19 protein-coding genes and 1 tRNA gene are annotated in these 20,791 nt (G+C 51.9%); 4 read left to right on the top strand and 16 right to left on the bottom strand.

Annotation, left to right across the window (positions count from 1 at the left end; translation table 11 throughout):
• Window positions 1–3: 3 nt before the first annotated feature.
• The 14 genes from fimF to aspA form a co-directional block, all read right to left on the bottom strand.
• A complete protein-coding gene (gene fimF, locus OGV79_RS21575) occupies window positions 4–534 on the bottom strand; it encodes a type 1 fimbrial adaptor subunit FimF (RefSeq protein ID WP_049008429.1) in 531 nt (176 codons plus the stop codon).
• Between the two features lie 10 nt (window positions 535–544).
• On the bottom strand, window positions 545–3,169 hold the full coding sequence (locus OGV79_RS21570) for a fimbrial biogenesis usher protein (RefSeq protein WP_115609730.1): 2,625 nt from the start codon (window positions 3,167–3,169) through the stop codon (window positions 545–547).
• 82 nt (window positions 3,170–3,251) lie between these two features.
• Window positions 3,252–3,956, bottom strand: coding sequence for a fimbria/pilus periplasmic chaperone (locus OGV79_RS21565; protein WP_161799976.1), 705 nt, complete (start codon window positions 3,954–3,956; stop codon window positions 3,252–3,254).
• Window positions 3,957–4,012: 56 nt separating this feature from the next.
• Window positions 4,013–4,552 carry a type 1 fimbrial minor subunit FimI gene (fimI, locus tag OGV79_RS21560; protein WP_200031299.1) on the bottom strand — a complete coding sequence of 180 codons (540 nt, stop codon included), beginning with the start codon at window positions 4,550–4,552 and terminating at the stop codon, window positions 4,013–4,015.
• A gap of 72 nt (window positions 4,553–4,624) precedes the next feature.
• Window positions 4,625–5,173, bottom strand: coding sequence for a type 1 fimbrial major subunit FimA (gene fimA / locus OGV79_RS21555; protein ID WP_012134480.1), 549 nt, complete (start codon window positions 5,171–5,173; stop codon window positions 4,625–4,627).
• A gap of 473 nt (window positions 5,174–5,646) precedes the next feature.
• A complete protein-coding gene (locus tag OGV79_RS21550; RefSeq protein ID WP_012134479.1) occupies window positions 5,647–6,285 on the bottom strand; it encodes a tyrosine-type DNA invertase in 639 nt (212 codons plus the stop codon).
• Between the two features lie 404 nt (window positions 6,286–6,689).
• Complete coding sequence (locus OGV79_RS21545) at window positions 6,690–7,292, bottom strand: tyrosine-type DNA invertase (protein WP_012134478.1); 603 nt, start codon at window positions 7,290–7,292, stop codon at window positions 6,690–6,692.
• A 664-nt stretch (window positions 7,293–7,956) separates the two neighbouring features.
• Window positions 7,957–8,367 carry an ASCH domain-containing protein gene (locus tag OGV79_RS21540; protein ID WP_165383406.1) on the bottom strand — a complete coding sequence of 137 codons (411 nt, stop codon included), beginning with the start codon at window positions 8,365–8,367 and terminating at the stop codon, window positions 7,957–7,959.
• 548 nt (window positions 8,368–8,915) lie between these two features.
• A tRNA-Phe gene (locus OGV79_RS21535) sits at window positions 8,916–8,991 on the bottom strand.
• 115 nt (window positions 8,992–9,106) lie between these two features.
• A complete protein-coding gene (locus OGV79_RS21530; RefSeq protein ID WP_024130805.1) occupies window positions 9,107–9,682 on the bottom strand; it encodes a transcriptional regulator in 576 nt (191 codons plus the stop codon).
• A 36-nt stretch (window positions 9,683–9,718) separates the two neighbouring features.
• Window positions 9,719–11,428: a protein-disulfide reductase DsbD gene (locus OGV79_RS21525; RefSeq protein ID WP_286468914.1), complete on the bottom strand. Its 1,710-nt coding sequence runs from the start codon at window positions 11,426–11,428 to the stop codon at window positions 9,719–9,721.
• The gene (gene cutA, locus OGV79_RS21520) at window positions 11,404–11,751 is read right to left on the bottom strand and encodes a divalent cation tolerance protein CutA (RefSeq protein WP_012134473.1); all 348 of its coding nucleotides are present in this window, start codon (window positions 11,749–11,751) and stop codon (window positions 11,404–11,406) included. Before cutA ends, OGV79_RS21525 begins: the two co-directional genes overlap by 25 nt.
• 121 nt (window positions 11,752–11,872) lie before the next feature.
• Window positions 11,873–13,174, bottom strand: a complete 1,302-nt coding sequence (gene dcuA, locus OGV79_RS21515; RefSeq protein ID WP_012134471.1) for an anaerobic C4-dicarboxylate transporter DcuA — start codon at window positions 13,172–13,174, stop codon at window positions 11,873–11,875.
• Between the two features lie 114 nt (window positions 13,175–13,288).
• Entirely contained in the window at window positions 13,289–14,725 is a 1,437-nt protein-coding gene (gene aspA, locus OGV79_RS21510; RefSeq protein WP_024130804.1) for an aspartate ammonia-lyase, read from the bottom strand.
• 338 nt (window positions 14,726–15,063) lie between these two features.
• Between aspA and OGV79_RS21505 the strand changes: the two genes are divergently transcribed.
• A complete protein-coding gene (locus OGV79_RS21505) occupies window positions 15,064–15,540 on the top strand; it encodes an FxsA family protein (RefSeq protein ID WP_012134469.1) in 477 nt (158 codons plus the stop codon).
• An 84-nt stretch (window positions 15,541–15,624) separates the two neighbouring features.
• On the opposite strand, the gene yjeH is transcribed toward OGV79_RS21505, so the two are convergent.
• Window positions 15,625–16,875, bottom strand: a complete 1,251-nt coding sequence (yjeH, locus tag OGV79_RS21500) for an L-methionine/branched-chain amino acid transporter (RefSeq protein ID WP_071257317.1) — start codon at window positions 16,873–16,875, stop codon at window positions 15,625–15,627.
• 275 nt (window positions 16,876–17,150) lie between these two features.
• Here yjeH and OGV79_RS21495 point away from each other — a divergent pair, with 275 nt between their 5' ends.
• The 3 genes from OGV79_RS21495 to OGV79_RS21485 all read left to right on the top strand — a co-directional run bounded on the left by OGV79_RS21495 (window position 17,151) and on the right by OGV79_RS21485 (window position 19,747).
• Window positions 17,151–17,444 carry a co-chaperone GroES gene (locus OGV79_RS21495; protein WP_000027827.1) on the top strand — a complete coding sequence of 98 codons (294 nt, stop codon included), beginning with the start codon at window positions 17,151–17,153 and terminating at the stop codon, window positions 17,442–17,444.
• Between the two features lie 43 nt (window positions 17,445–17,487).
• A complete protein-coding gene (groL, locus tag OGV79_RS21490; RefSeq protein ID WP_012134466.1) occupies window positions 17,488–19,134 on the top strand; it encodes a chaperonin GroEL in 1,647 nt (548 codons plus the stop codon).
• A gap of 259 nt (window positions 19,135–19,393) precedes the next feature.
• Complete coding sequence (locus OGV79_RS21485; RefSeq protein WP_024130803.1) at window positions 19,394–19,747, top strand: DUF4156 domain-containing protein; 354 nt, start codon at window positions 19,394–19,396, stop codon at window positions 19,745–19,747.
• Window positions 19,748–19,926: 179 nt separating this feature from the next.
• Here OGV79_RS21485 and OGV79_RS21480 read toward each other — a convergent pair whose 3' ends face one another.
• Window positions 19,927–20,790 carry a YjeJ family protein gene (locus tag OGV79_RS21480; RefSeq protein WP_058668457.1) on the bottom strand — a complete coding sequence of 288 codons (864 nt, stop codon included), beginning with the start codon at window positions 20,788–20,790 and terminating at the stop codon, window positions 19,927–19,929.
• Window position 20,791: the final 1 nt, after the last annotated feature.

Below are 20,791 nucleotides of genomic sequence, written 5' to 3'. Positions count from 1 at the left end.
CGGTTACTGAAATTCAAGCGTGAATGTTGCTGTGGCATTGACGTGCCCGGCGGTGACCGGAATCTGCGTAGCCATCAGGCGTGCATAAAAGTTGAGGATGTTGGTCTGCCCAGGCGTGAGCGTGGTCCACGCGATGGATGATGACGCGGCGTTGAGCGGCAGCATCGTCTGTTGGTTATTGAGGATCTGCACGCCCATGCCTGCGGCTGCCGAGGCACCGCTATCGATCTTCAATAGACTGGTGTTGCTGCCATCCTCCGTGCCGGTAAAGCCGACTTTTACTGCCGTAACCGAGTTACCGCAGGGAGAGAGGACAATACGGAATGGGACGAGCGGGGTTGTCGCCCCCACCGCATTAAACTGTTTGGCAGCGTTATTCATCAGGTCAACGGTAAAATCTTTTGACTCTCCCGCGACAGCGCAGGCATTGTCGCGGACGTAGCCGCTAATCGTAATCGTGCTGTCGGCGGCGAAGACATTGACGCAGGCCAGCGTCAGCACAGCGCCGAGGAAATACAGTGGTTTTTTCATCATCATTCCTTCCTTAACGGCACTCTGCAAAGAGCTGGCTCAGCACATGTTTCTGGCTCTCTTCCGGCAGGCGATACCGGGCCATGCAGTTAGCCCCCGGGCCTTCGCCCCATTTCACCTGAACGCTTCCCGCCAGCGGCATGCCGCTCAGGTAGACCTGGCCGTTATCTGCCACGATGCTGCCGCTCTGGTTATCGCCGGAGGTGACCATAGCGCCGAATGGCACGGGTTTGCCGTTGTGCGTCAGCGTCATCAGGATTTTTACCCCAACGTGGGCTTTAAATTCGGCGCGGACGATGGCGCCGTGGGTCGGCACGACGCTGACCACCGCATCATCGAGATCGACGTTATCCGCCAGGGTGTTGGTATCCAGCGCGACGCGGTTTTCCCTGTACTCAGTGGCGTACGGCATGACGGCATAACCGCGCCAGTCGGTACGTACGCCGGTCTGGTTCTCGACTTTCACGTCTCCGGCGCCAGGCGCTTTAATCAGCACTACCGTGTCATTTAATGGCTGGCTTAAGGTGATGCCGTTGGCATGGGCAAGTACACCGCCGCTCATCCCGTAGTACAGCTGTTTAAATCCATCGCTGTGGCTGTAGCCCACGTTAGCGTTGCCGTAGCCGCCGCGATAGTTCATCGCCGCGTAGCCGGTTCCGCCATTGTTGCCTTCGCCACCGCTGGCATAACCGGTTTGCATGCTGTAGCTCAGGTTATTGTCTTCCAGCAGCGTGCCGTAAAGACCGGCCAGGTTAGTCATCCGGCCATCCAGGTCGTGCGACATGCTGTAGCTGGCGCTTGCGTGCCGCCAGACGGATTTGCTGTCGGAACGCAGCCAGTGGCTAAACGGAATATTGACGTTGAACGCTAACATCTGGTCGCGGCCCTGTTGCCAGGCGTTTTTGGTCAGGCTGTAGCTCAGCGTCCAGTTGATATCGTCAACGGCGGCATTTAACCCCAGCTGTAGCTGTTCGTCGGCCTTGTTGGTTGACCAGTAAGTTTGACGGCTGCCATTCACATACAGTGTGGCAGTGCGTCCCAACTGCTGCGTTATGCTCATCTGAACCTTGCCCCGCTTGTTATAAGCAAGGTTGTAGTAGTCGGTGAATTTGGGTTTGACCTGAATCACGCCATCCTGGGTTTCAACGTCATAGCCACTCATCCTGCGGTAAGTGGTGTCGGCAAAGCTGTAATAGCCCTGGGTGGAATAACGGTATCCCACCAGTTGGACGTTGGTGCCGGTCTCATAGAGCGACTTGTTATAAAGGAAGCGTATCGATTGCCCCTGGTGAGAGCTGTCGTCAGGCAGGGTGGCGTTGGCCTGAGTTGCATCCAGCGAAACCGCGCCGAACTCGCCCATGTTCTTACCGACCCCTAAATTGAAGGCGCGATAGTTGTCGGCCAGTTGGGTGCCGCCATACAGCGTCCAGCCTGCCGGGAGCCCGTGCAGGAGGGTGCTCTGGAAGAACTTTGGTTTTTCCTGCTGGTCGTTGCCGCTGCGGTATTCACCAGCGGTCACTGCATAACGGGTGTGCCCTTCACGCTGTAACATTGGCACCGTAGACCACGGCACGCTGAAGACCTGGCTGGTGCCATCGGCCTCTTTGATGGTGACCTGGAGATCGCCGCCGTTGCCTGCGGCGTAGAGATCGTTAATTGTGAAGGGGCCCGGCGGCACCGTGCTCTGGTAGATTTCATAGCCGTTTTGTTTGATAGAGACCTGCGCCGTGCCGCGCGCAATGCCGTGGATGACCGGCGCAAAGCCTTTCTGGCTATCCGGCAGCATATTGTCGTCAGAGGCTAACTGGGCGCCACGGAAGTTAATCCCGTCGAAGATATCGCCGTTGGTGTAGCTGTCGCCAAGCGTCAGGCGGGCGCGCAGGGGGGTAATATCGCGCTCCAGCCAGCTGTTCACATGCTGCCATTTATTCTCATTACTGGACGCGCTACCGCCACTGCTGTAGCTCCAGATGGTGTTATCACGCAGACGCCAGGCGCCAAGGTTGAGGCCGCTTTGCAGGTTTAAATACGCGTAATTGCTGCTGTCGCTGGCATCGTTATGTACGTTGTTGCCGGTAAAGTTATAGTTCAGCAAACCGGCGTTAATCCCGTCATCCCAGAGTTCCGGTGGAATATAACCGCGCGCGCGATTGCCCATGAAAGCCTGCGGGACACTCAGGTACAGGCGCTGTTGGCTGACATCGAAGCGGGTGGTGGCATCTTTGACCATTTCCGTCAACGGTACGCAGGCGTCGGACGCCAGCGTATCCATACCGGTGATGGCCGACGTGCTGACCCCCATGCCAGCGAGCTGGCTGCGGGTCAGGCACGGTTCCAGTCGATGACCGTTTGCGCCAGCGTTAAACGTGACGTCGCGGGTAGTTATAAAGCCATCGTTCAGATAGATATCCACGCGATAGGCGCCAGGCGGCACCTCTTGCCCGTTTTCAAATCCAGAGAGATCCGCAACGGCCGAGGGATCGTCGGCCAGGAAACGGGGGTTAAAATAGAGATCTGCCCGCGCGAAACCCGCGAGGCAAAGCGCCAATGGTATCTGCGCAAGGACAAAAATAGAGAATGCTTTGCGCCGGGCGCGTTGGGAACCCAAACGGTCCAGTCCGTATTTGAGATGTGACATAGTCCCTCCGGTCCGAAGTCGCCCGGCTGTCAGTTCTTAATTGTAATGTGCGGGGGAGTCCTGTTGGTGGACGGCCCCTGTGTTAACGCAGAACGCCCTTCATTTGCGGGGTCAGTGCGCCATAGTCATTAATCGTCCGGTAGGTAATGTTGCTACCGGCATCAGGTGGCAACTTGACCGAGGTTTTACCCATTGGCGGCACCAGCGCATTTTCCAGCACGCGCGTGCCGGCATTGAGTTCGGTCACCGTCAGGTAATACGGCGTCGGGTTGTTGAGCGTCAGCGATGAACCGTCACGGTTAAAGGTCAGTTTTTCCGCCGCCTGATCCGGTGGCAGAGCCAGTTTCGTTGGGCGGTAGTAGAGTTTGATGCGGCTGATAATCGCCAGTTGTAAGGTGTTATCGCTGAGCTTTGATTTATCCATCGAAGGAATGGCTTTTACGTTTACCCAGAACAGGCTTTCCCGGTCCTGCGGTAACTGGTTGTTAGTGGCATCAATAATGCGCAAGGTATTCTCTTTCTTACCTTGCATCGCAAACAGCGGAGGGGTGATGACAAAACGACCATCTTTGCCGCCATCGGCGTTTTCAACCCATGACTGAATCAGATAGGTACTGTTATTGTCGTTATTGGTCACCGCCAGCTGAACCTGTTTTTGTCCAGCCGGATAGATAACCCGGGTGGCGCCCAGCGCCACGCCTGCTTCAGCGCTGGTGGAAAAACCGCTTGCGGCGAGCATCAAAAAGCCCGCCAGTAAGCCGCGTGTCATCTCCAGTGTTTTTTTCACATTTTCCCCTTTCGTACTCACCGTTGTTTCCTGTTTCCGGCATACCTGCTGGCTAATTACTGATAGGTCAGAGAGAACCAGATTTGAGCATTGGCGGCTCCCCCGGTGACCTGCTTCCCGGTCGCCCGATACTTCGCCACGAAATGAAGCGTGGTGGGGCCGCTATACAGCCGCGTCCAGGCGCCCGGCGGGCTGTTGAGTGGAATCAATTGATTGTCTTTATCAAATAAAGCGATGCCTACGCCGGTTGCTATCCCCGGCCCTTCGCCAACTGAAAGCACCTCCGGGTTTTTGCCGTCGGCAACTCCGCGAAATGACACGCCTACGTGCTGACTCACGGCAGTGCTGCAATCCTGTAGATGAATATCGAATGGCACGGGGTTGGCATCTTCCCCTGACGAATGAAACCGATTACTGCTGATCTGCCCCATATTGACCGTCATCTGTTGATCTCCTGCTTCAACGCGGCAGGATTCGGCAATAATGACCCCCTGGAAACGCATGTTTCCCCCGGGCAACGTCACGTTCCAGTGATTGCCAGCCAGTGCCAGCGACGGAAACAGAAATATCAGCAGACCTGATTTCACTCCTTGCATCGTTATCACCCCTGTCCTGTTATGGATAACGGGCCATCCTGGCCCGGAATGCTTCCCTGTCAGACGTTTGAATTACTGGTATTGCACTTTGAAGGTTGCGTCTGCGTTCGCAGTACCGGCAGTTGCTGCGCCAGTTGCGTAGTAACGAGCCTGGAAAGGAATGATGTTAGTACCGTCATTCAGCGTGGTAGCGCTGCTGAAGGTCGCGCCATCCAGCCCCAGAGCGGTGCCAGTTTTGTCGAGGATCTGTACGCCGACGTTAGTCGCGCCGCCTGATGCGGAACTCTGTAGCGCCAGAACGGTAGGGTTGGCGCCATTAACAGCAGTACCTGTGAACGCAACGGAAGCCTGGGTCGCAACGGTCGTGTCGCAATCATCCAGTTGAATGTTGAAACCCACAGCGGAGCTGGTGTTGCCTTCAGCAGCGAGTTTGGCGGAACGAACCTGGCCTAACTGAACTGTCTGATCGATAGAACCGGCATCAACTGCACAAGCGGCGTTAACGATTTCCCCTTTAAAATGCACGGTGCCGCCGTTTACCGTGGTGGTGTCGGCCAGGGCTGCTGTGGAGCTCAGGGACAGTGCTGACAGAACAACGATTGCCAGTGTTTTGATTTTCATGCGGTTTTCCTTTAAACAATGTCGATATTACGAACCGAAACTGGCAGTCGTGGTACCTTCCTGGCATTTCAGGTTTAAGCCGAATAGTTCGACTGCCGATCTTGCGCAGTTTTTACCCAACTGATGAGTCAATTGGGACCATTTTGACTCGTCGCAATAAATTTCTTAATTTCGTTTTTTTATGCGTTGTTCTGGAATTTAATTCTTATTTTTTGGTTTTCTATAGATGAATATATCTGAGGTGATCGTGAGTCATATCAACAAGACAAGTGGAAAGCAGAACTCGACGTGCGGAGAAAAGGTGCGGAAAAAAGGTGAGGATGTATGAAACGTAAAAAAATGTGAGTAAAAAAACAATTTTAAATCAGTTGGATATTTTTTTTTCGCAAAAAAAATGGACTTACAGGTTGCAGAAAATTACAAAATTCCTCTACGATATAGACAGTTTGGTCCCAATTGACTTGTTCAGCGTCTTATTTTTCCTTAGTTATCAATGAACTATATAGTTCATCATTTTTGATCTTCTGTTTTAGTAGCTTTTCCTCTAGCGGATTTACCCTTTCCCATAATCCTGCAAACCGGGCGGCATTACTGGCTGTATAACGTACGGTGTGGCGAATATTTCGGTGACCAAGGTAATCCTGGATTAGACGTGTATCTGTACCTCTTTCAGCAAGTTCATAACCACATGCATGTCGCAGCATATGCGGATGTGTGGTGGTGCTGGTTCCGGCCTTTTGACCAGCAGAACGTATTATACGGTATGCCTGCTGGCGGGAAAGTTGTGAGCCTTTGCGGGAAATAAACACCGCGTTTATTTTCTGCGCTCCTTTCCAGCTCGCACGAACCCGGCTCCAGCATTCAATGGCTTCACACTCATCCGGCATGAGGGGATGAATAGTAGAAAAACCATTTTTCAGTCGGCGGATATTGATCCGACCTTCATAAAGATCAAAATCCCGGTAATGCAGGTTCAGTAGTTCACTTATACGCATTCCATGACGAAAGGCCAGCAGGATAAGGCAATAATCTCGCTCTCCTGTCTGACCATGACGTACGGCTTTCATCATGGCCTGAACTTCTCTGGCAGTAAGAAAACGGCGTCGGTTCATAATATTTCTCCTGGTATCAGAATGATAAAGAGTCAGCTCCAGTGATACGAATAACTGATAGCTAAAGCTAGGGATGTATTATTAATTGCACATATTGACCACTATCCCATTTTATTCTATGAAGCTCACAAAGCCCCATGTCAGTGGGCGACTTCATTCTAAAGATTTCATCAGACATCACAAGAAGACTATTCCGTATATTCTCAGAGGGGAAAAACGTATTCAGCGGGGGAATAACTATTCAGACCATGTCAGAGGTGTCAATTATACTGGTCAGAAAAAATAACACAGGATATAGTGCAGAAACATAAAATAGATAACCATACTGCCAATGCGACTATTACAGTGCCATCCATGGCACATAGCTTTATTCAGACTTATTTACTGTCTATATTTTTCTTTCCTTACAGTCTGCTACAGACATCTCTGTTTTTTGTTTTATTCCAGATGCCATAAAAACGACCAGCGTTACTGGCAGTATACCAGACAGTATGACGAATATTGCGATGGCCAAGGTAATCCTGAATCAGGCGGGTATCTATCCCCATATTTGCCAGAGCAAACCCACAGGAATGGCGAAGCATATGCGGGTGGGCACAAATTGCAAGTTTTGCTTTCTTCCCGGCTCTGGCGATTATCTGATAAAATTGCTGTCTTGAAAGGGGATTGCCTTTACGTGATAAAAATAACCATTCAGTTTCTGAATGTTGGCTTGTAAGGCGAATTTTCAGCCAGGACTTTATCGAACGAATTTCCTCTTCAAGTAAGGGATGGGTAGTTGAGAATCCTTTTTTTAATCGGTAAATATGTATACATTTATCCTTAAGGTCAATATCTGAGATACGCAGACGACATATTTCGCTTGCCCTTAACCCATGAATAAAACACAGCAAAACCAGACAGCGATTACGCACTGCATAGGTTCCTGTACTAACAGCATTAAGAATTAAATTGATTTCATTTTGTGTCATAAACCTGCGTTTCTCTAGTCCATTATTATTTTTCATATCACCTGTTATCCTTTATTTTGCCGACATTCCGCTTATACCTGACTCTCTTCTAATGGATTAAAATCTGCCGAATAATAGCTTTTTCTTCAGGAAATAACCAGGTGTAGTTAAAAATAATGATATGTTCTTAAATTTATGTAGAGTCACAAATGAATAATTAGTCATATGCAGAACTAATTTGTTTTTTGATATCGTAGATGAATTACATATCTGTAATGGCGGGGCTATCGCTGTAGTTATCATATGGTAATATGATTAATTTAACTTAAGGGTAATTGAATGGCGAAAAGATAAGGTGAATGAACCACATAAGATTCTACATAAATATATTATTCTCAATGGACTGATTTTTTTCGGCGTGTGCGGTGTATTGTTATTTCAATAGGCTATTTCACTCTTTCACACAGTTCATTTTACCGGGGTTGCAGGTTTTCTTCAGTTTGTATATGTCTTTCAATCTTTCTCGCTTTGATATCTACCATTAAGTCAGAACGGTTTGCTGCGGTGCGAAGCCTGTATACACTCTTCATAGGTATTAGCTCAGACTTGATCTGGCTTTGTCACAATACAGAGATTTTATCTAATCTGACAGGCAGCTCTGTGCCAGAAGCGGACATTGTTATAAATGGCAATTGATAAAACATCAGCCGTTTATCTCGTTTTACAGCATCTCAACCACTTCAAACTCTTCTGCGATCAACTCCATATCTTCAGAAAAATGACCTTCGCGGGTGAAAAATCGCTGATGCTCTTTCTGCCAGTATTCAAGGCTTAAATCGCCTTCACCTTCTTTGCGGGCGAACGCCTCAGTCACATCACAAAAACGCACCAGTCGCATTGAAACCAGTCTGATCACGCAGACCGGAACATTCTGGCCATCAAGGATAATGTTATAACTCCCAATCCTCGGGGCAGATTCCTCCTGCTGGTAAGAGGCAAAAGATCCGCAAGAGGCCGTTTTGATCCCTTTTTTGATCAAGTCCGCAAGCTCGCTAGCCAGTTCCGGGCTGTCACCCATTTGCCAGGCATCTGCGCCTGGATACTTCATTTTTATTTCCTCAACCGAAACCATTAAAATCCCTTCTGAATCGTCGATGAAAAGAAAAGTTATACATTTTTTAGTATGAGCTGTCCCGACATTATCAGTGATGCCTTTCTTCAGATAATGTGGTCCGCTTATCGCTCAGAGCGGATACTCAGGTTTAATAATGCAATACGTTCAGCTCAAGTAGTATTACTACTGATAAATCATTTTATGATGGCGTGGAGGGCGGGGGATTCTGGTAATGGTAAGAAGTGAAAGGGAAAGAAGTGTATGTTGCAGGTGGACGGACTTGTGAAGACCCCCATATGACTAGTGGAGGGCGCATGTTGTCAGATTCCCCCGTTTTCCTCGTGCTTTTGCATCATTATGAACAGTTAGAAATGAAAAGAACCGTAGCTGACCGTAGCTGGAAGTAAGAGATAGGCTTGTCAGAGGGTATATATGTCTTTAAATGCAACGAACATCTAAGAAAATGGCGAGAAATCCAGCAAGCAAATAACGTCCTGCAATGACCAGAAATCTACCGGAACGCCAGAAAGCAAAAAACCAGCCCGTAGGCTGGTTTCTTTAAATAGTGGTGCCCGGACTCGGAATCGAACCAAGGACACGGGGATTTTCAATCCCCTGCTCTACCGACTGAGCTATCCGGGCAACGGGGCGCATTAAACCGTAAAGGGGCGCAGGCGTCAACGGCTTTCCATGAAAAAAATGACAAAAGACAGCTGACTGCCTGCTTTTCACGCAAAAAGCGCAAAATTGGCTCTAATTACGTCAACGCGCCACCCTGACGGCAGCGGGCAAAGCGCAGTATATCCTCCGCCAGACGGTGAGCGGTATCCACATCAGCCTGGCTGCGATTGACCAGCATTCGGCTGAGGCAACCTTCCAGCACCAGTTCCATCTGTTTCGCCACCATCGCCGGGTCGTCAATTTCGAGCGTTGTCAGCAATTCGTGGGTGAAGTCATGTGCCGCCCGTTTTTGCTGATCGGCCAGTTGGTGAATAGGGTGGGCAGGATCGGGATAAAACGTACAGGCAGCAATAAACAGACAACCGGGGTAGCGGTTGTTGCTCACGCACTCCGAAAGCGCGTTGTAGCGCGCCAACAGTTTTTGTTCTGCGGTAAGGGTTTCATCAAGCAAAAGCTGGCGACGCCAGATGTCTACCTGTTGACTCAGATAACGCAGGGCGTCGTACAGAATAGCCTCTTTATCGGGCCAGAAGCGCTGTAACTCATCAAGTGGATAATCAATGCGTTCTGCCACCATCTCAAGCGTGGTGTTTGCTATCCCTTGAACCTCAAGTAATTTCAGGGCTTCTCCCAGGACATCTTCACGTTGCACGGTATTCTCCTCCGTCTTTCCCACAGAAAGTGTCGCTCACGGTTGGCGATCGCGCAAATGTGCGCTAAAGGTCGTCGCATCCATAAAGCCCGTCACTCGCGCATTCGGGTACTCATGGCCTTGCGCATCAAAAAACAGGATTGTCGGTAAACCCAGCACATTCAGGTGCCTGAGTAAGGCGACATCCTGCGCATTGTTGGCGGTGACATTAGCCTGTAGCAGCACGGTGTCGCCCAGCGTCTGCTGAACCTGCGGATCGCTGAAGGTGTACTTCTCAAACTCTTTACAGGCGACGCACCAGTCGGCGTAGAGATCCAGCATTACCGGCTTTCCTTTTGCCTCTGCCAGCGCCTGATTTAACGCATCGACTGTCGTAATCGGCTTGAAGTTCAGGTTCGCCTGCGTCTGGGCGGTTGTTGCGCCAAACGCCCAGTCCTGTAACGGACGTACGCTGACCAGCGCCGCCGCCAGCAGGATGATTTGCACAATGCGCATCCCGCCGCGTCTGGCGTGCAGGCTGGTAATAAACGCCCAGCCGAAGAAGGCGACGCCCAGCAGCGACCACAGACGCAGTCCCCACTCGTCACCGATTACCCGCTCCAGCAAAAAGACCGGCAGCGCGAGGATCACAAAGCCAAAAGCGGTTTTGACGTGTTCCATCCACGGGCCGCTTTTCGGTAGCAGACGGTTGCCAAACACGGTGACCAGAATCAGCGGCAGCCCCATGCCCAGCGCGTAGAGATACAGCGTTCCACCGCCAAGCCACATGTTCCCGCTCTGGGCGATGTACAGCAAAATGGCGCTCAGCGGCGCGGTGGTGCATGGCGAGCAGATAAGCCCGGCAATCGCGCCCATGACAAATACGCCGCCAGGAGAGCCGCCCTGCTGACGGTTACTCATCAACGTGAGGCGAGTTTGCAGTGAAGAAGGCAGTTGTAGCGTGAACAGTCCGAACATTGACAGCGCCAGCAGCGTGAAGACCAGCGCAAGGCCGATTAGCACATAAGGGTGCTGGAGCGCCGCCTGGAACTGTAGCCCGGCAGCAGCCACAACCAGCCCCAGCGCGGTGTAGGTAAGCGCCATACCCTGTACGTAGATAAAGGTCAGCAGCAGCGCGCGTCCGGTTGAGAGGCGTTGTTTACCGCCGAGCACAATGCCGGAAATCAGCGGATACATCGGCAGGACGCAGGGCGTAAAGGCGATCCCGATGCCAATCAGCAATGCCCACAGCGCGGAGAAAGGCAGCCGGGCGGCAGGTTGCGGCGTCTCTTCCGTTTGCGCTGCGACCGGCGACGGCGTGGATTTAGCCACCGTGCTGGCGCTCACTTCGCTTAACGGCACGGTTTTGGTTTCCGGCGGATAGCAGAAGCCTGCGTCAGCACAGCCCTGATACGTCACGGTTAACGTCGCGCCGGATGCGGCCTGGTTAACGATGACCGGAATGTTTAAGCGCTTGCGGTAGATTTCGCTTTTGCCATAAAACTCATCTTCATGCCAGACGCCCGCAGGGAGCCGGACTTCGGCAATTTCGGCCTGAGATGGGGTGATGCTTATCTGCTTGCGGTAAAGATAGTAGCCGTCTTTCACCTGCCAGGAGAGGTTCAGGTCATGTTGATTCTGCTGAAAATCAAAGGAAAAAGCCTGGTCAGCAGGGACAAACTGCGAGCGGCCTGGTGCGTCAAATAATTCGGCGAAGGCGGATGTGCTACACAGCAGCAGGATCAGCGTAAGGATGCGTTGAGCCATGAGAGGTAATCAGTGTCTCCGTGAGTGACGGGTAAAACCAGAAGTTCAGGCGTTTGATACGGATGGTGAGACTTCAGGCATTCAAGAAGCGCTTGCTGGTGCGAAACGGTGGTTTTTAAAATCATCTGTACTTCGTATTCCTGCTCCAGTTTGCCCTCCCAGTAATACAAGGATGTCGCGCCCGGCAGTAACGTGGCGCAGGCGGCCAGTTTTTCCGCCAGCACCTTAGCGGCCAGATCCTGGGCTGTTGCTTCATCCGGCGCGGTACAGAGCACCACGACGGCCTCGGGGATGGAGATATCCTGACTATTATCATCAAGCATAAACACCTCGAAAGAACAGAAAGAGCAGCAAGAGTGTGGTCACTATACAACGGAAGGCGGCGGGATGTTAGTCAAAGCGGAGGTAAGAAAGCGGGGCGCGTATACGCCCCGCGAGGAGAACTTACAGCATGACGCTGCCCAGCAGGAAGCCGAAGCAAACGGCAAGGGCAACACCCAGCGTACCTGGGATAAAGAACGGGTGGTTAAAGACGAATTTACCGATACGGGTTGTACCGGTGTCATCCATCTGAACCGCAGCAACCAGCGTTGGGTAGGTCGGCAGAATGAACAGGCCGGAAACCGCAGCGAAAGACGCGACAGCGGTCAGCGGAGAGACGTTCAGCGCCAGCGCCATTGGCATCAACGCTTTCGCTGTGGCTGCCTGAGAGTACAGCAGAGCGGAAGCAAAGAAGAAGATGACGGCCAGCAGCCACGGATGGCCCTGAATCACACTACCCGCAGTGTCTTTGATCCAGTCGATGTTGTGAGAAACGAAAGTATCGCCCAACCATGCTACGCCCAGAATACAGATACAGGCGCTCATACCCGCTTTAAAGGTACTGGAGTTCAGGATGGAGTCCGTTTCGACACGGCAGACGATGGTCGTCAGCGTCGCGACGCTCAGCATGATGATCAGAATCGCGTTGGTGGTGTTCATCAGCGGTGTTGCGACCAGGCCGAGGCTTGGACTGTTGACGATGGCATAAACCACGACGCAGACAACGCCCAGCAGGAACAGCCAGACCGAGGTTTTTGCCATCGGTTTGATTTCAATTTGCTTTTCGCCGCGCAGCTCGATCAGCCCTTCTTCCAGACGTTTGCGGTAAACCGGGTCGTCAGAAAGTTTAGAGTTAAACAGCATTGTGACCAGGAAGGACATCACCAGTACCGCCAGCAGAGTGGACGGAATCACCACGGACAACAGGTGAATATAGCTGATGCCATGACCTTCCATGACGGAAGACATGTACACAACCGCCGCAGAGATAGGCGATGCGGTGATCGCAATCTGTGCGGAAACCACCGCCGTGGAGAGCGGGCGGCAAGGTTTGATGCCTTGCTCCTTCGCCACTTCAGCGATAACCGGCAGGGTTGCCAGAGAGATGTTGCCAGTACCGGCAAAGATAGTCAGGAAATAGGTGACGATCGGTGCAAGGATCGTGATGTATTTCGGGTTTTTGCGCAGCAGTTTTTCCGTCTGGTTAACCAGATAGTCCAGACCGCCCGCAACCTGCATTGCGGAGATGGCAGCGATAACCGCCATGATGATGGAAATAACATCGAACGGGATATTCCCTGGTTTAACGCCGATGGCTGCAAGAACCAGAACGCCAAGCCCACCTGCAAATCCAATACCGATGCCCCCAAGTCTGGCACCCAAAAAGATTGCCAGCAAAACGATGATAAGTTCTAAAACTATCATATTAGCCTTCCTTGTTGTTTAACAAGTTGATATTAAATTGTTGTTATTTGGTAACTTATGACAAGAAAAAAGGCACGTCATCTGACGTGCCTCCTGTGTTACTACCCTGTACGATTACTGTTCGCTTTCATCAGTATAACGTTTTGCTTTGTAAGCCGGGTGCATCAGGTTCTGTGCGGAGAAAATATCGTCCAGCTCTGCTTCAGTCAACAGGCCGCGCTCCAGCACCACTTCACGGACGCTCTTACCGGTCTCGGCGCAAATCTTACCAACGATGTCGCCGTTGTGGTGGCCGATGAACGGGTTGAGGTAGGTGACGATGCCGATGGAGTTATAAACGTATCCTTCGCACACTTCTTTGTTTGCGGTAATGCCGTTAATGCATTTTTCCAGCAGGTTGTAGCAGGCATTGCTCAGAATATGGATAGATTCGAACATCGCCTGGCCGATAACCGGCTCCATTACGTTCAGCTGCAACTGGCCTGCTTCGGCTGCCATCGTTACGGTGGTGTCGTTACCGATGACTTTGAAGCATACCTGGTTAACAACTTCTGGTACTACCGGGTTTACTTTCGCTGGCATGATAGAAGAGCCCGCCTGTAGTTCCGGCAGGTTGATCTCGTTCAGACCCGCGCGTGGGCCTGAGGAGAGCAAACGCAGGTCGTTACAGATTTTAGACATCTTCACAGCCAGGCGTTTCAGCGCGCTGTGTACCATGACATAAGCGCCGCAGTCGGACGTTGCTTCAATCAGGTCTTCTGCCGGTACGCAGGCAAAGCCAGTGACTTCAGCCAGTTTCTGCACCGCCAGCGGAGAGTATTCTTTCGGGGTGTTCAGGCCAGTACCGATTGCCGTCGCGCCGAGGTTAACTTCCAGCAGCAGCTCAGCAGTACGTTCAATGCTTTTCACTTCTTCTTTCAGCAGTACGCTGAAAGCGCGGAATTCCTGGCCGAGAGTCATCGGTACAGCATCCTGCAACTGGGTACGGCCCATTTTCAGGATGTCCTGGAACTCAACGGCTTTACGCTCGAAGCCTTCACGCAACTGATTGATTGCATCAATGAGTTTGACGATAGACGCGTAAACGGCAACACGGAAACCGGTCGGATAGGCGTCGTTGGTGGACTGACATTTATTCACATGGTCGTTCGGGTTCAGGTACTGATATTCACCTTTCTGATGACCCATCAGCTCCAGCCCGATATTGGCCAGCACTTCGTTGGTGTTCATGTTGACGGAAGTACCTGCACCGCCCTGGTAAACGTCTACCGGGAACTGGTCCATGCATTTGCCGTTATTCAGGACTTCATCACATGCGGCAATGATGGCGTTGGCCACACTTTTAGGGATGGTTTGCAGCTCTTTGTTAGCCAGGGCCGCTGCCTTTTTCACCATTACCATACCGCGTACAAATTCAGGGATATCGCTGATTTTGTTATTGCTAATGTAGAAGTTTTCAATCGCTCTCAGAGTGTGAACACCATAGTAGGCATCCGCTGGAACTTCCCTGGTACCCAACAAATCTTCTTCGATACGAATGTTGTTTAACATGTGAACCTTCTTTTTCAAGCTGCCAATAATTACATAAACACACAGGATATATGTGGTTTCGAATGTTTCCTGACCGACGATTATCCCCTGCATCGGTCTGATACTCGAGATCATATTCTGCTTCAGGATTTCTACCGTAACCTGGATCACTTAAAGTGTGGGAAGTTACCCCTTATTTATTATTTTGTGAAATAGGTCACCGCTTTGGGATTACCACTAAAAATAAGTGTACAAACAGCTTGAAATTTTGCTAACCGTCTCAACATCTGACGCATGCGAATCGCGCACCCATATCAGACAGACGTGATGAAAACGGCTGTCATTTACAGGAGAGTCCTTTGCGCTGGATACCGTTTATTGCCATCTTTCTCTATGTTTACATTGAGATTTCTATTTTTATCCAGGTCGCCCATGTGCTGGGCGTCCTGATGACGCTGATCCTGGTGATTTTCACCTCGGTCATTGGTATGTCGCTGGTGCGAAACCAGGGTTTCAAGAACTTTTTGTTGATGCAGCAGAAAATGGCGGCTGGCGAAAGTCCGGCGGCGGAGATGATCAAGAGCGTGTCGCTGATCATCGCGGGCCTGCTGCTGGTGCTGCCCGGCTTCTTCACCGACTTCCTGGGGCTGCTTCTTTTATTGCCGCCCGTGCAGAAACACCTGACCATGAAGCTGCTGCCGCATTTGCGTTTTTCCCGTATGCCCGGCGGCGGTTTTAGCGCCGGAACGGGCGGCGGCGAGACGTTTGACGGTGAGTTTCAGCGTAAAGATGACGAGCGTGACCGTTTAGATCATAAAGACGACCGCAAGGATTAAATCAAACGTTGAATCGTAGGCCGGATAAACCGCTTCAGCGGCGTCATCCGGCATAAATGCCCGGTGGCGCTATGCTTACCGGGCCTACAACTGCTGACGCTTAGCCAACCTGCGGGGTAAAAACAGCCACAGCGCTGTCAGCATAATCAGCGCGTACAGACACTTCCATCCCACCATCGCCAGCAATAACAGACACAGCAGAGCGCCAGTCACCGCCAGCGCGCGATAGCGTCCTGCCAGCAACCGACACCCGGCCAGCATGCACAGCAAGTAGATCATAATGAAAATGCCGTTGGCATAGACGATCAGCGCGTCGAGATTGATCTCAAGGATGTAAATGCACAATGTGCTGAGTACGCAACAGCCCAGTACGGCGTTCAGCGCATTGCGGGGAACGCGGCGGGCAGAAAGGCGTGCCAGATAATGATCTGGCCTGTCCTGCGCCTGTGACCAGACAAGGCGGGCGAAACTCTGGATATAGATATTCAGGCTGGCGAAGCAGGCCAGATAACCAATAATGCAGGCGACCCACAGCGCCTGTACGCCAAACAATCGCACGACGATGTCAGGGAGCGACGCTGCCGCCGCCATTTGCGCGCCGTAGGCGTCAAAATGCAGAACCGCCACCGTACACGCCCAATAAACGGAGCCGGCCAGCAGCAGACCGATCATCAGTGCGCGCGGGAAATCGCGTTCAGGGTTTTTAAATTCCGATGCCAGATGGGCGAACGCTTCAAGGCCGACAAAGCACCAGAACATAACCGACAGCGCGGCGAACAGGGCGGGCAGCTCAATATCCGCAGGGGCAGGGAATGGAATTTTGTTCGGCTTGAGATCGCCCGCCCACCAGATAGCGACAATCAGCGCCACAATCAGCCCGGCAATGATCGTTTGCAGGTTGGCGCTGGAACTGGCGCCGCGAGAGCCAATGAACCACACCAGCGCCAGCGTGCCGAATTCCGCCAGTAAAAGCTGCCAGCCGTGCCAGCCAAACATCGCCTGACCGAACCCGGCGGCGATATGCAGCGCCGCCGGCAGGCCGACGGGGATGACCGACAGGAACAGCCATCCGGTGACGCGCGCCATTCGCGAACCAAACGCCATCCCGACAAAATGCGCCACGCCGCCCGCACTGGGGAAATGACGTCCCAGGATGGCAAAAACAATCGCCACAGGAAAGACCAAAACGATGAGCGCAGGCCAGGCCCACAGGCTGTTATTGCCCGCCACCAGCGCGGCCAGCGCCGGGACGGCAAAGACGCCGGTTCCTAACAGTGATGTCGACAACAGGCCCACGCCCTGAGCCAGTCCCAGCTCTTGTTTTAGTCCACTCATGAGTCACTATCCGGTTACGCCCAATTTTTGGGCAACTGCGCAGATTTTCGATGGTAACACAATCGGATTTACTTATGACGGGCCGCCTTAAATCGTTATGAAATGTGAGGTGACCTACCGTTTTCGCGCGATTTTCTGCTGATAAGAATTTTTTTTCATCTGCCCCCTTGAAGGGGCAAAAACCCATCCCCATCTCTCTGGTCACTAGCCGGGAAACCGTTCACGGGCCGGCGTCACCCATAACTGATAAAGACTTTCTCAAAGGAGAGCTATCAATGAGTATTCGTCCGTTACATGATCGTGTGATCGTCAAACGTAAAGAAGTTGAATCCAAATCTGCTGGCGGCATTGTTCTGACCGGTTCCGCAGCGGGTAAATCAACGCGTGGCGAAATCATCGCTGTCGGTAAGGGTCGCATCCTGGATAACGGTACTGTGCAGCCGCTGGACGTTAAGGTTGGCGACATCGTTATTTTCAACGATGGCTATGGTGTGAAATCTGAGAAGATCGACAATGAAGAAGTGTTGATCATGTCTGAAAGCGACATTCTGGCAATTGTTGAAGCGTAATCCGCGAACGACACTGAACATACGAATTTAAGGGAAAGAGAAAATGGCAGCTAAAGACGTAAAATTCGGTAACGACGCTCGTGTGAAAATGCTGCGCGGCGTAAACGTACTGGCAGACGCAGTGAAAGTGACCCTCGGTCCGAAAGGCCGTAACGTGGTTCTGGATAAATCTTTCGGTGCGCCGACCATCACTAAAGATGGTGTTTCCGTAGCGCGTGAAATCGAGCTGGAAGACAAGTTCGAAAACATGGGCGCGCAGATGGTGAAAGAAGTTGCCTCTAAAGCGAACGACGCGGCAGGCGACGGCACCACCACCGCGACCGTACTGGCTCAGTCCATCATCACTGAAGGTCTGAAAGCCGTTGCTGCGGGCATGAACCCGATGGATCTGAAACGTGGTATCGACAAAGCGGTTGCTGCTGCGGTTGAAGAACTGAAAACCCTGTCCGTACCGTGCTCTGATTCTAAAGCCATTGCTCAGGTTGGTACTATCTCCGCTAACTCCGACGAAACCGTAGGTAAACTGATCGCTGAAGCGATGGACAAAGTCGGTAAAGAAGGCGTGATCACCGTTGAAGACGGTACTGGTTTGCAGGATGAGCTGGACGTGGTTGAAGGTATGCAGTTCGACCGTGGCTACCTGTCTCCTTACTTCATCAACAAGCCGGAAACTGGCGCAGTAGAACTGGAAAGCCCGTTCATCCTGCTGGCTGATAAGAAAATCTCTAACATCCGCGAAATGCTGCCGGTTCTGGAAGCCGTTGCGAAAGCAGGCAAACCGCTGCTGATCATCGCTGAAGATGTGGAAGGCGAAGCGCTGGCTACGCTGGTGGTTAACACCATGCGCGGCATCGTGAAAGTGGCGGCGGTTAAAGCGCCGGGCTTCGGTGATCGTCGTAAAGCGATGCTGCAAGATATCGCAACCCTGACCGGTGGTACCGTCATCTCTGAAGAGATCGGTATGGAGCTGGAAAAATCTACCCTGGAAGACCTGGGTCAGGCAAAACGCGTTGTGATCAACAAAGACACCACCACCATCATTGATGGCGTGGGTGAAGAGTCTGCGATCCAGGGCCGTGTCACTCAGATCCGTCAGCAGATCGAAGAAGCCACTTCCGATTACGACCGTGAAAAACTGCAAGAGCGCGTAGCGAAACTGGCAGGCGGTGTTGCGGTTATCAAAGTTGGCGCTGCGACCGAAGTTGAAATGAAAGAGAAAAAAGCACGCGTTGAAGATGCCCTGCACGCGACCCGTGCTGCGGTTGAAGAAGGCGTAGTTGCCGGTGGTGGCGTAGCGCTAATTCGCGTCGCGTCTAAAATTGCGGAACTCAAAGGCCAGAACGAAGACCAGAACGTGGGTATCAAAGTTGCGCTGCGCGCAATGGAATCCCCGCTGCGTCAGATCGTGCTGAACTGCGGCGAAGAACCGTCTGTTGTGGCTAACACCGTTAAAAGCGGCGACGGCAACTACGGTTACAACGCAGCAACCGAAGAATACGGCAACATGATCGATATGGGTATCCTGGACCCGACCAAAGTAACCCGTTCTGCTTTGCAGTACGCGGCATCCGTGGCTGGTCTGATGATCACTACCGAGTGCATGGTAACTGACCTGCCGAAAGGCGATGCTCCTGACTTAGGCGCAGCCGGCGGCATGGGCGGTATGGGTGGAATGGGCGGCATGATGTAATTGCCCACACCCTGCATCCTTCAGGCCGCAGGTGCGTTGGTTGCGTTTGCTAACCCCAGTCACTTACTTGAGTAAGCTTCTGGGGATTAACAAACTGGCCGCCTCCCTGCAACCAGAATGATTTGGGTGCTCATCTCCCAGAATTTAGAAACCCCCGGGCAGAAATGTTCGGGGGTTTTTCTTTTGGTCATCTTTTTAGTATAAGATTCAGACATGGACGACGTGAGTGGCGTCCAGCTCATTGATTATGGGGAATAACATGCACGTAAAATATTTAGCAGGGATCGTCGGTGCTGCGCTGCTGATGGCGGGTTGTAGCTCCAGCAACCAACTGACCGCTGCCGGGCAAAGTGTGCGTTTTGTGGAAGACAAGCCTGGCGCAGAATGCCAGTTGATCGGCACTGCGACCGGTAAGCAAAGCAACTGGCTTTCTGGTCAGCACGGTGAAGAGGGCGGCTCCATGCGTGGTGCAGCGAACGACCTGCGTAACCAGGCTGCGGCAATGGGCGGAAATGTGATTTATGGCGTCAGCAGCCCAACGCAGGGAATGTTGTCCAGCTTTGTCCCGACCGCCAGTGAAATGAACGGTCAGGTTTATAAGTGCCCTAACTGATTACACTTCATTCTTCAACCTGCCTCTTTGTTGGTTGCGCTGTGAAACCCCAGTCACATAGTTATCTGTGCTGCTGGGGATTTCTTCGCTTGCCGCTGCGATGCAGGTTGAATGATTTTGTGTAATACAGTGGGTCTATACAGGCGCATGTGGTCGTAGGCCGGATAAGCGCAGCGCCATCAGGCGTTTTTCGCTTTCTCTACCGATTGTACGCGTAAATGATGCAACGCGCGCAGGCACTGCTCCTGAGTGAGTTTGTGCGTCTTATCAGCGGTTAGCGTTCTGACAAACACCTGGCACGGTTTCCCGGCCAGCTTCTTCAGCCGTGGGCTGAAATCAAGCAGTCGGCGTGAAATGGCCTCTGCCTCTTTGCTGCCAGAAGGGGTACGGTTTTTCACCACGGCGCCGCTAAAATGTGTTTTACCTGTCTCATCGGTATAACGATAGAGCACCGCCAGATAATGGCTGAAGAGATTGTGCTTCCATTCAGGTTGCGCGTAGGCGTCATATTCCAGATTACCGTTATCCAGACAGTCGGCATCATATAATGGCAGAAAATCCAGTAGTGATGTAATACGCAGCACCAGCTCACGCATACCGGCATTATCTATAGCGCGAATAATTGCGCGCACCAGAACGTCAATCTGTAATTCATTAATCATCAGCTCGCATGTTTTACCGTCATGCAGCGTAAAAGAAAGCATGACGTTTTCGCTCTGGTCGTCTATCAGCGTTAATGTATTCACCCGGCGATTAATATCTGCGTTTTTGAGTTCCTCTTCCTGAATGGCCGGAATGCTCTCAAGCATTTTTTTACTGACTCTATCCCGTGCTTTTTCATATTGTTGGCGAGCGTTGGGGGACAGGTGATGCTTCTGGTGCAGCCGGCTTTCCAGAGCGATCAGCAGATCTCTTAATTCCAGCGCCGTCAGAAAAAACAACGACTCTTTATTCCTCGGTTCTTTTATTTTTAATGCCAGCGCAATAAACTCATTCGCTTTGCGAATAACGCCTGTATTAACGCCTTTGATACTCATCGCCATA

Source organism: Citrobacter sp. CK185, assembly GCF_030333565.1.
Taxonomy (GTDB): Bacteria; Pseudomonadota; Gammaproteobacteria; order Enterobacterales; family Enterobacteriaceae; genus Citrobacter_B; species Citrobacter_B koseri.
This window is presented reverse-complemented; position numbering and strand designations above follow the sequence as displayed.

Coding starts and splice junctions, on each gene's coding strand:
- fimF (WP_049008429.1), bottom strand. CDS start 534: ATGATGAAAAAACCACTGTATTTCCTCGGCGCTGTGCTGACGCTGGCC.
- OGV79_RS21570 (WP_115609730.1), bottom strand. CDS start 3,169: ATGTCACATCTCAAATACGGACTGGACCGTTTGGGTTCCCAACGCGCC.
- fimI (WP_200031299.1), bottom strand. CDS start 4,552: ATGCAAGGAGTGAAATCAGGTCTGCTGATATTTCTGTTTCCGTCGCTG.
- fimA (WP_012134480.1), bottom strand. CDS start 5,173: ATGAAAATCAAAACACTGGCAATCGTTGTTCTGTCAGCACTGTCCCTG.
- OGV79_RS21550 (WP_012134479.1), bottom strand. CDS start 6,285: ATGAACCGACGCCGTTTTCTTACTGCCAGAGAAGTTCAGGCCATGATG.
- OGV79_RS21545 (WP_012134478.1), bottom strand. CDS start 7,292: ATGAAAAATAATAATGGACTAGAGAAACGCAGGTTTATGACACAAAAT.
- OGV79_RS21540 (WP_165383406.1), bottom strand. CDS start 8,367: ATGGTTTCGGTTGAGGAAATAAAAATGAAGTATCCAGGCGCAGATGCC.
- OGV79_RS21525 (WP_286468914.1), bottom strand. CDS start 11,428: ATGGCTCAACGCATCCTTACGCTGATCCTGCTGCTGTGTAGCACATCC.
- cutA (WP_012134473.1), bottom strand. CDS start 11,751: ATGCTTGATGATAATAGTCAGGATATCTCCATCCCCGAGGCCGTCGTG.
- dcuA (WP_012134471.1), bottom strand. CDS start 13,174: ATGATAGTTTTAGAACTTATCATCGTTTTGCTGGCAATCTTTTTGGGT.
- aspA (WP_024130804.1), bottom strand. CDS start 14,725: ATGTTAAACAACATTCGTATCGAAGAAGATTTGTTGGGTACCAGGGAA.
- yjeH (WP_071257317.1), bottom strand. CDS start 16,875: ATGAGTGGACTAAAACAAGAGCTGGGACTGGCTCAGGGCGTGGGCCTG.
- OGV79_RS21495 (WP_000027827.1), top strand. CDS start 17,151: ATGAGTATTCGTCCGTTACATGATCGTGTGATCGTCAAACGTAAAGAA.
- groL (WP_012134466.1), top strand. CDS start 17,488: ATGGCAGCTAAAGACGTAAAATTCGGTAACGACGCTCGTGTGAAAATG.
- OGV79_RS21485 (WP_024130803.1), top strand. CDS start 19,394: ATGCACGTAAAATATTTAGCAGGGATCGTCGGTGCTGCGCTGCTGATG.
- OGV79_RS21480 (WP_058668457.1), bottom strand. CDS start 20,790: ATGGCGATGAGTATCAAAGGCGTTAATACAGGCGTTATTCGCAAAGCG.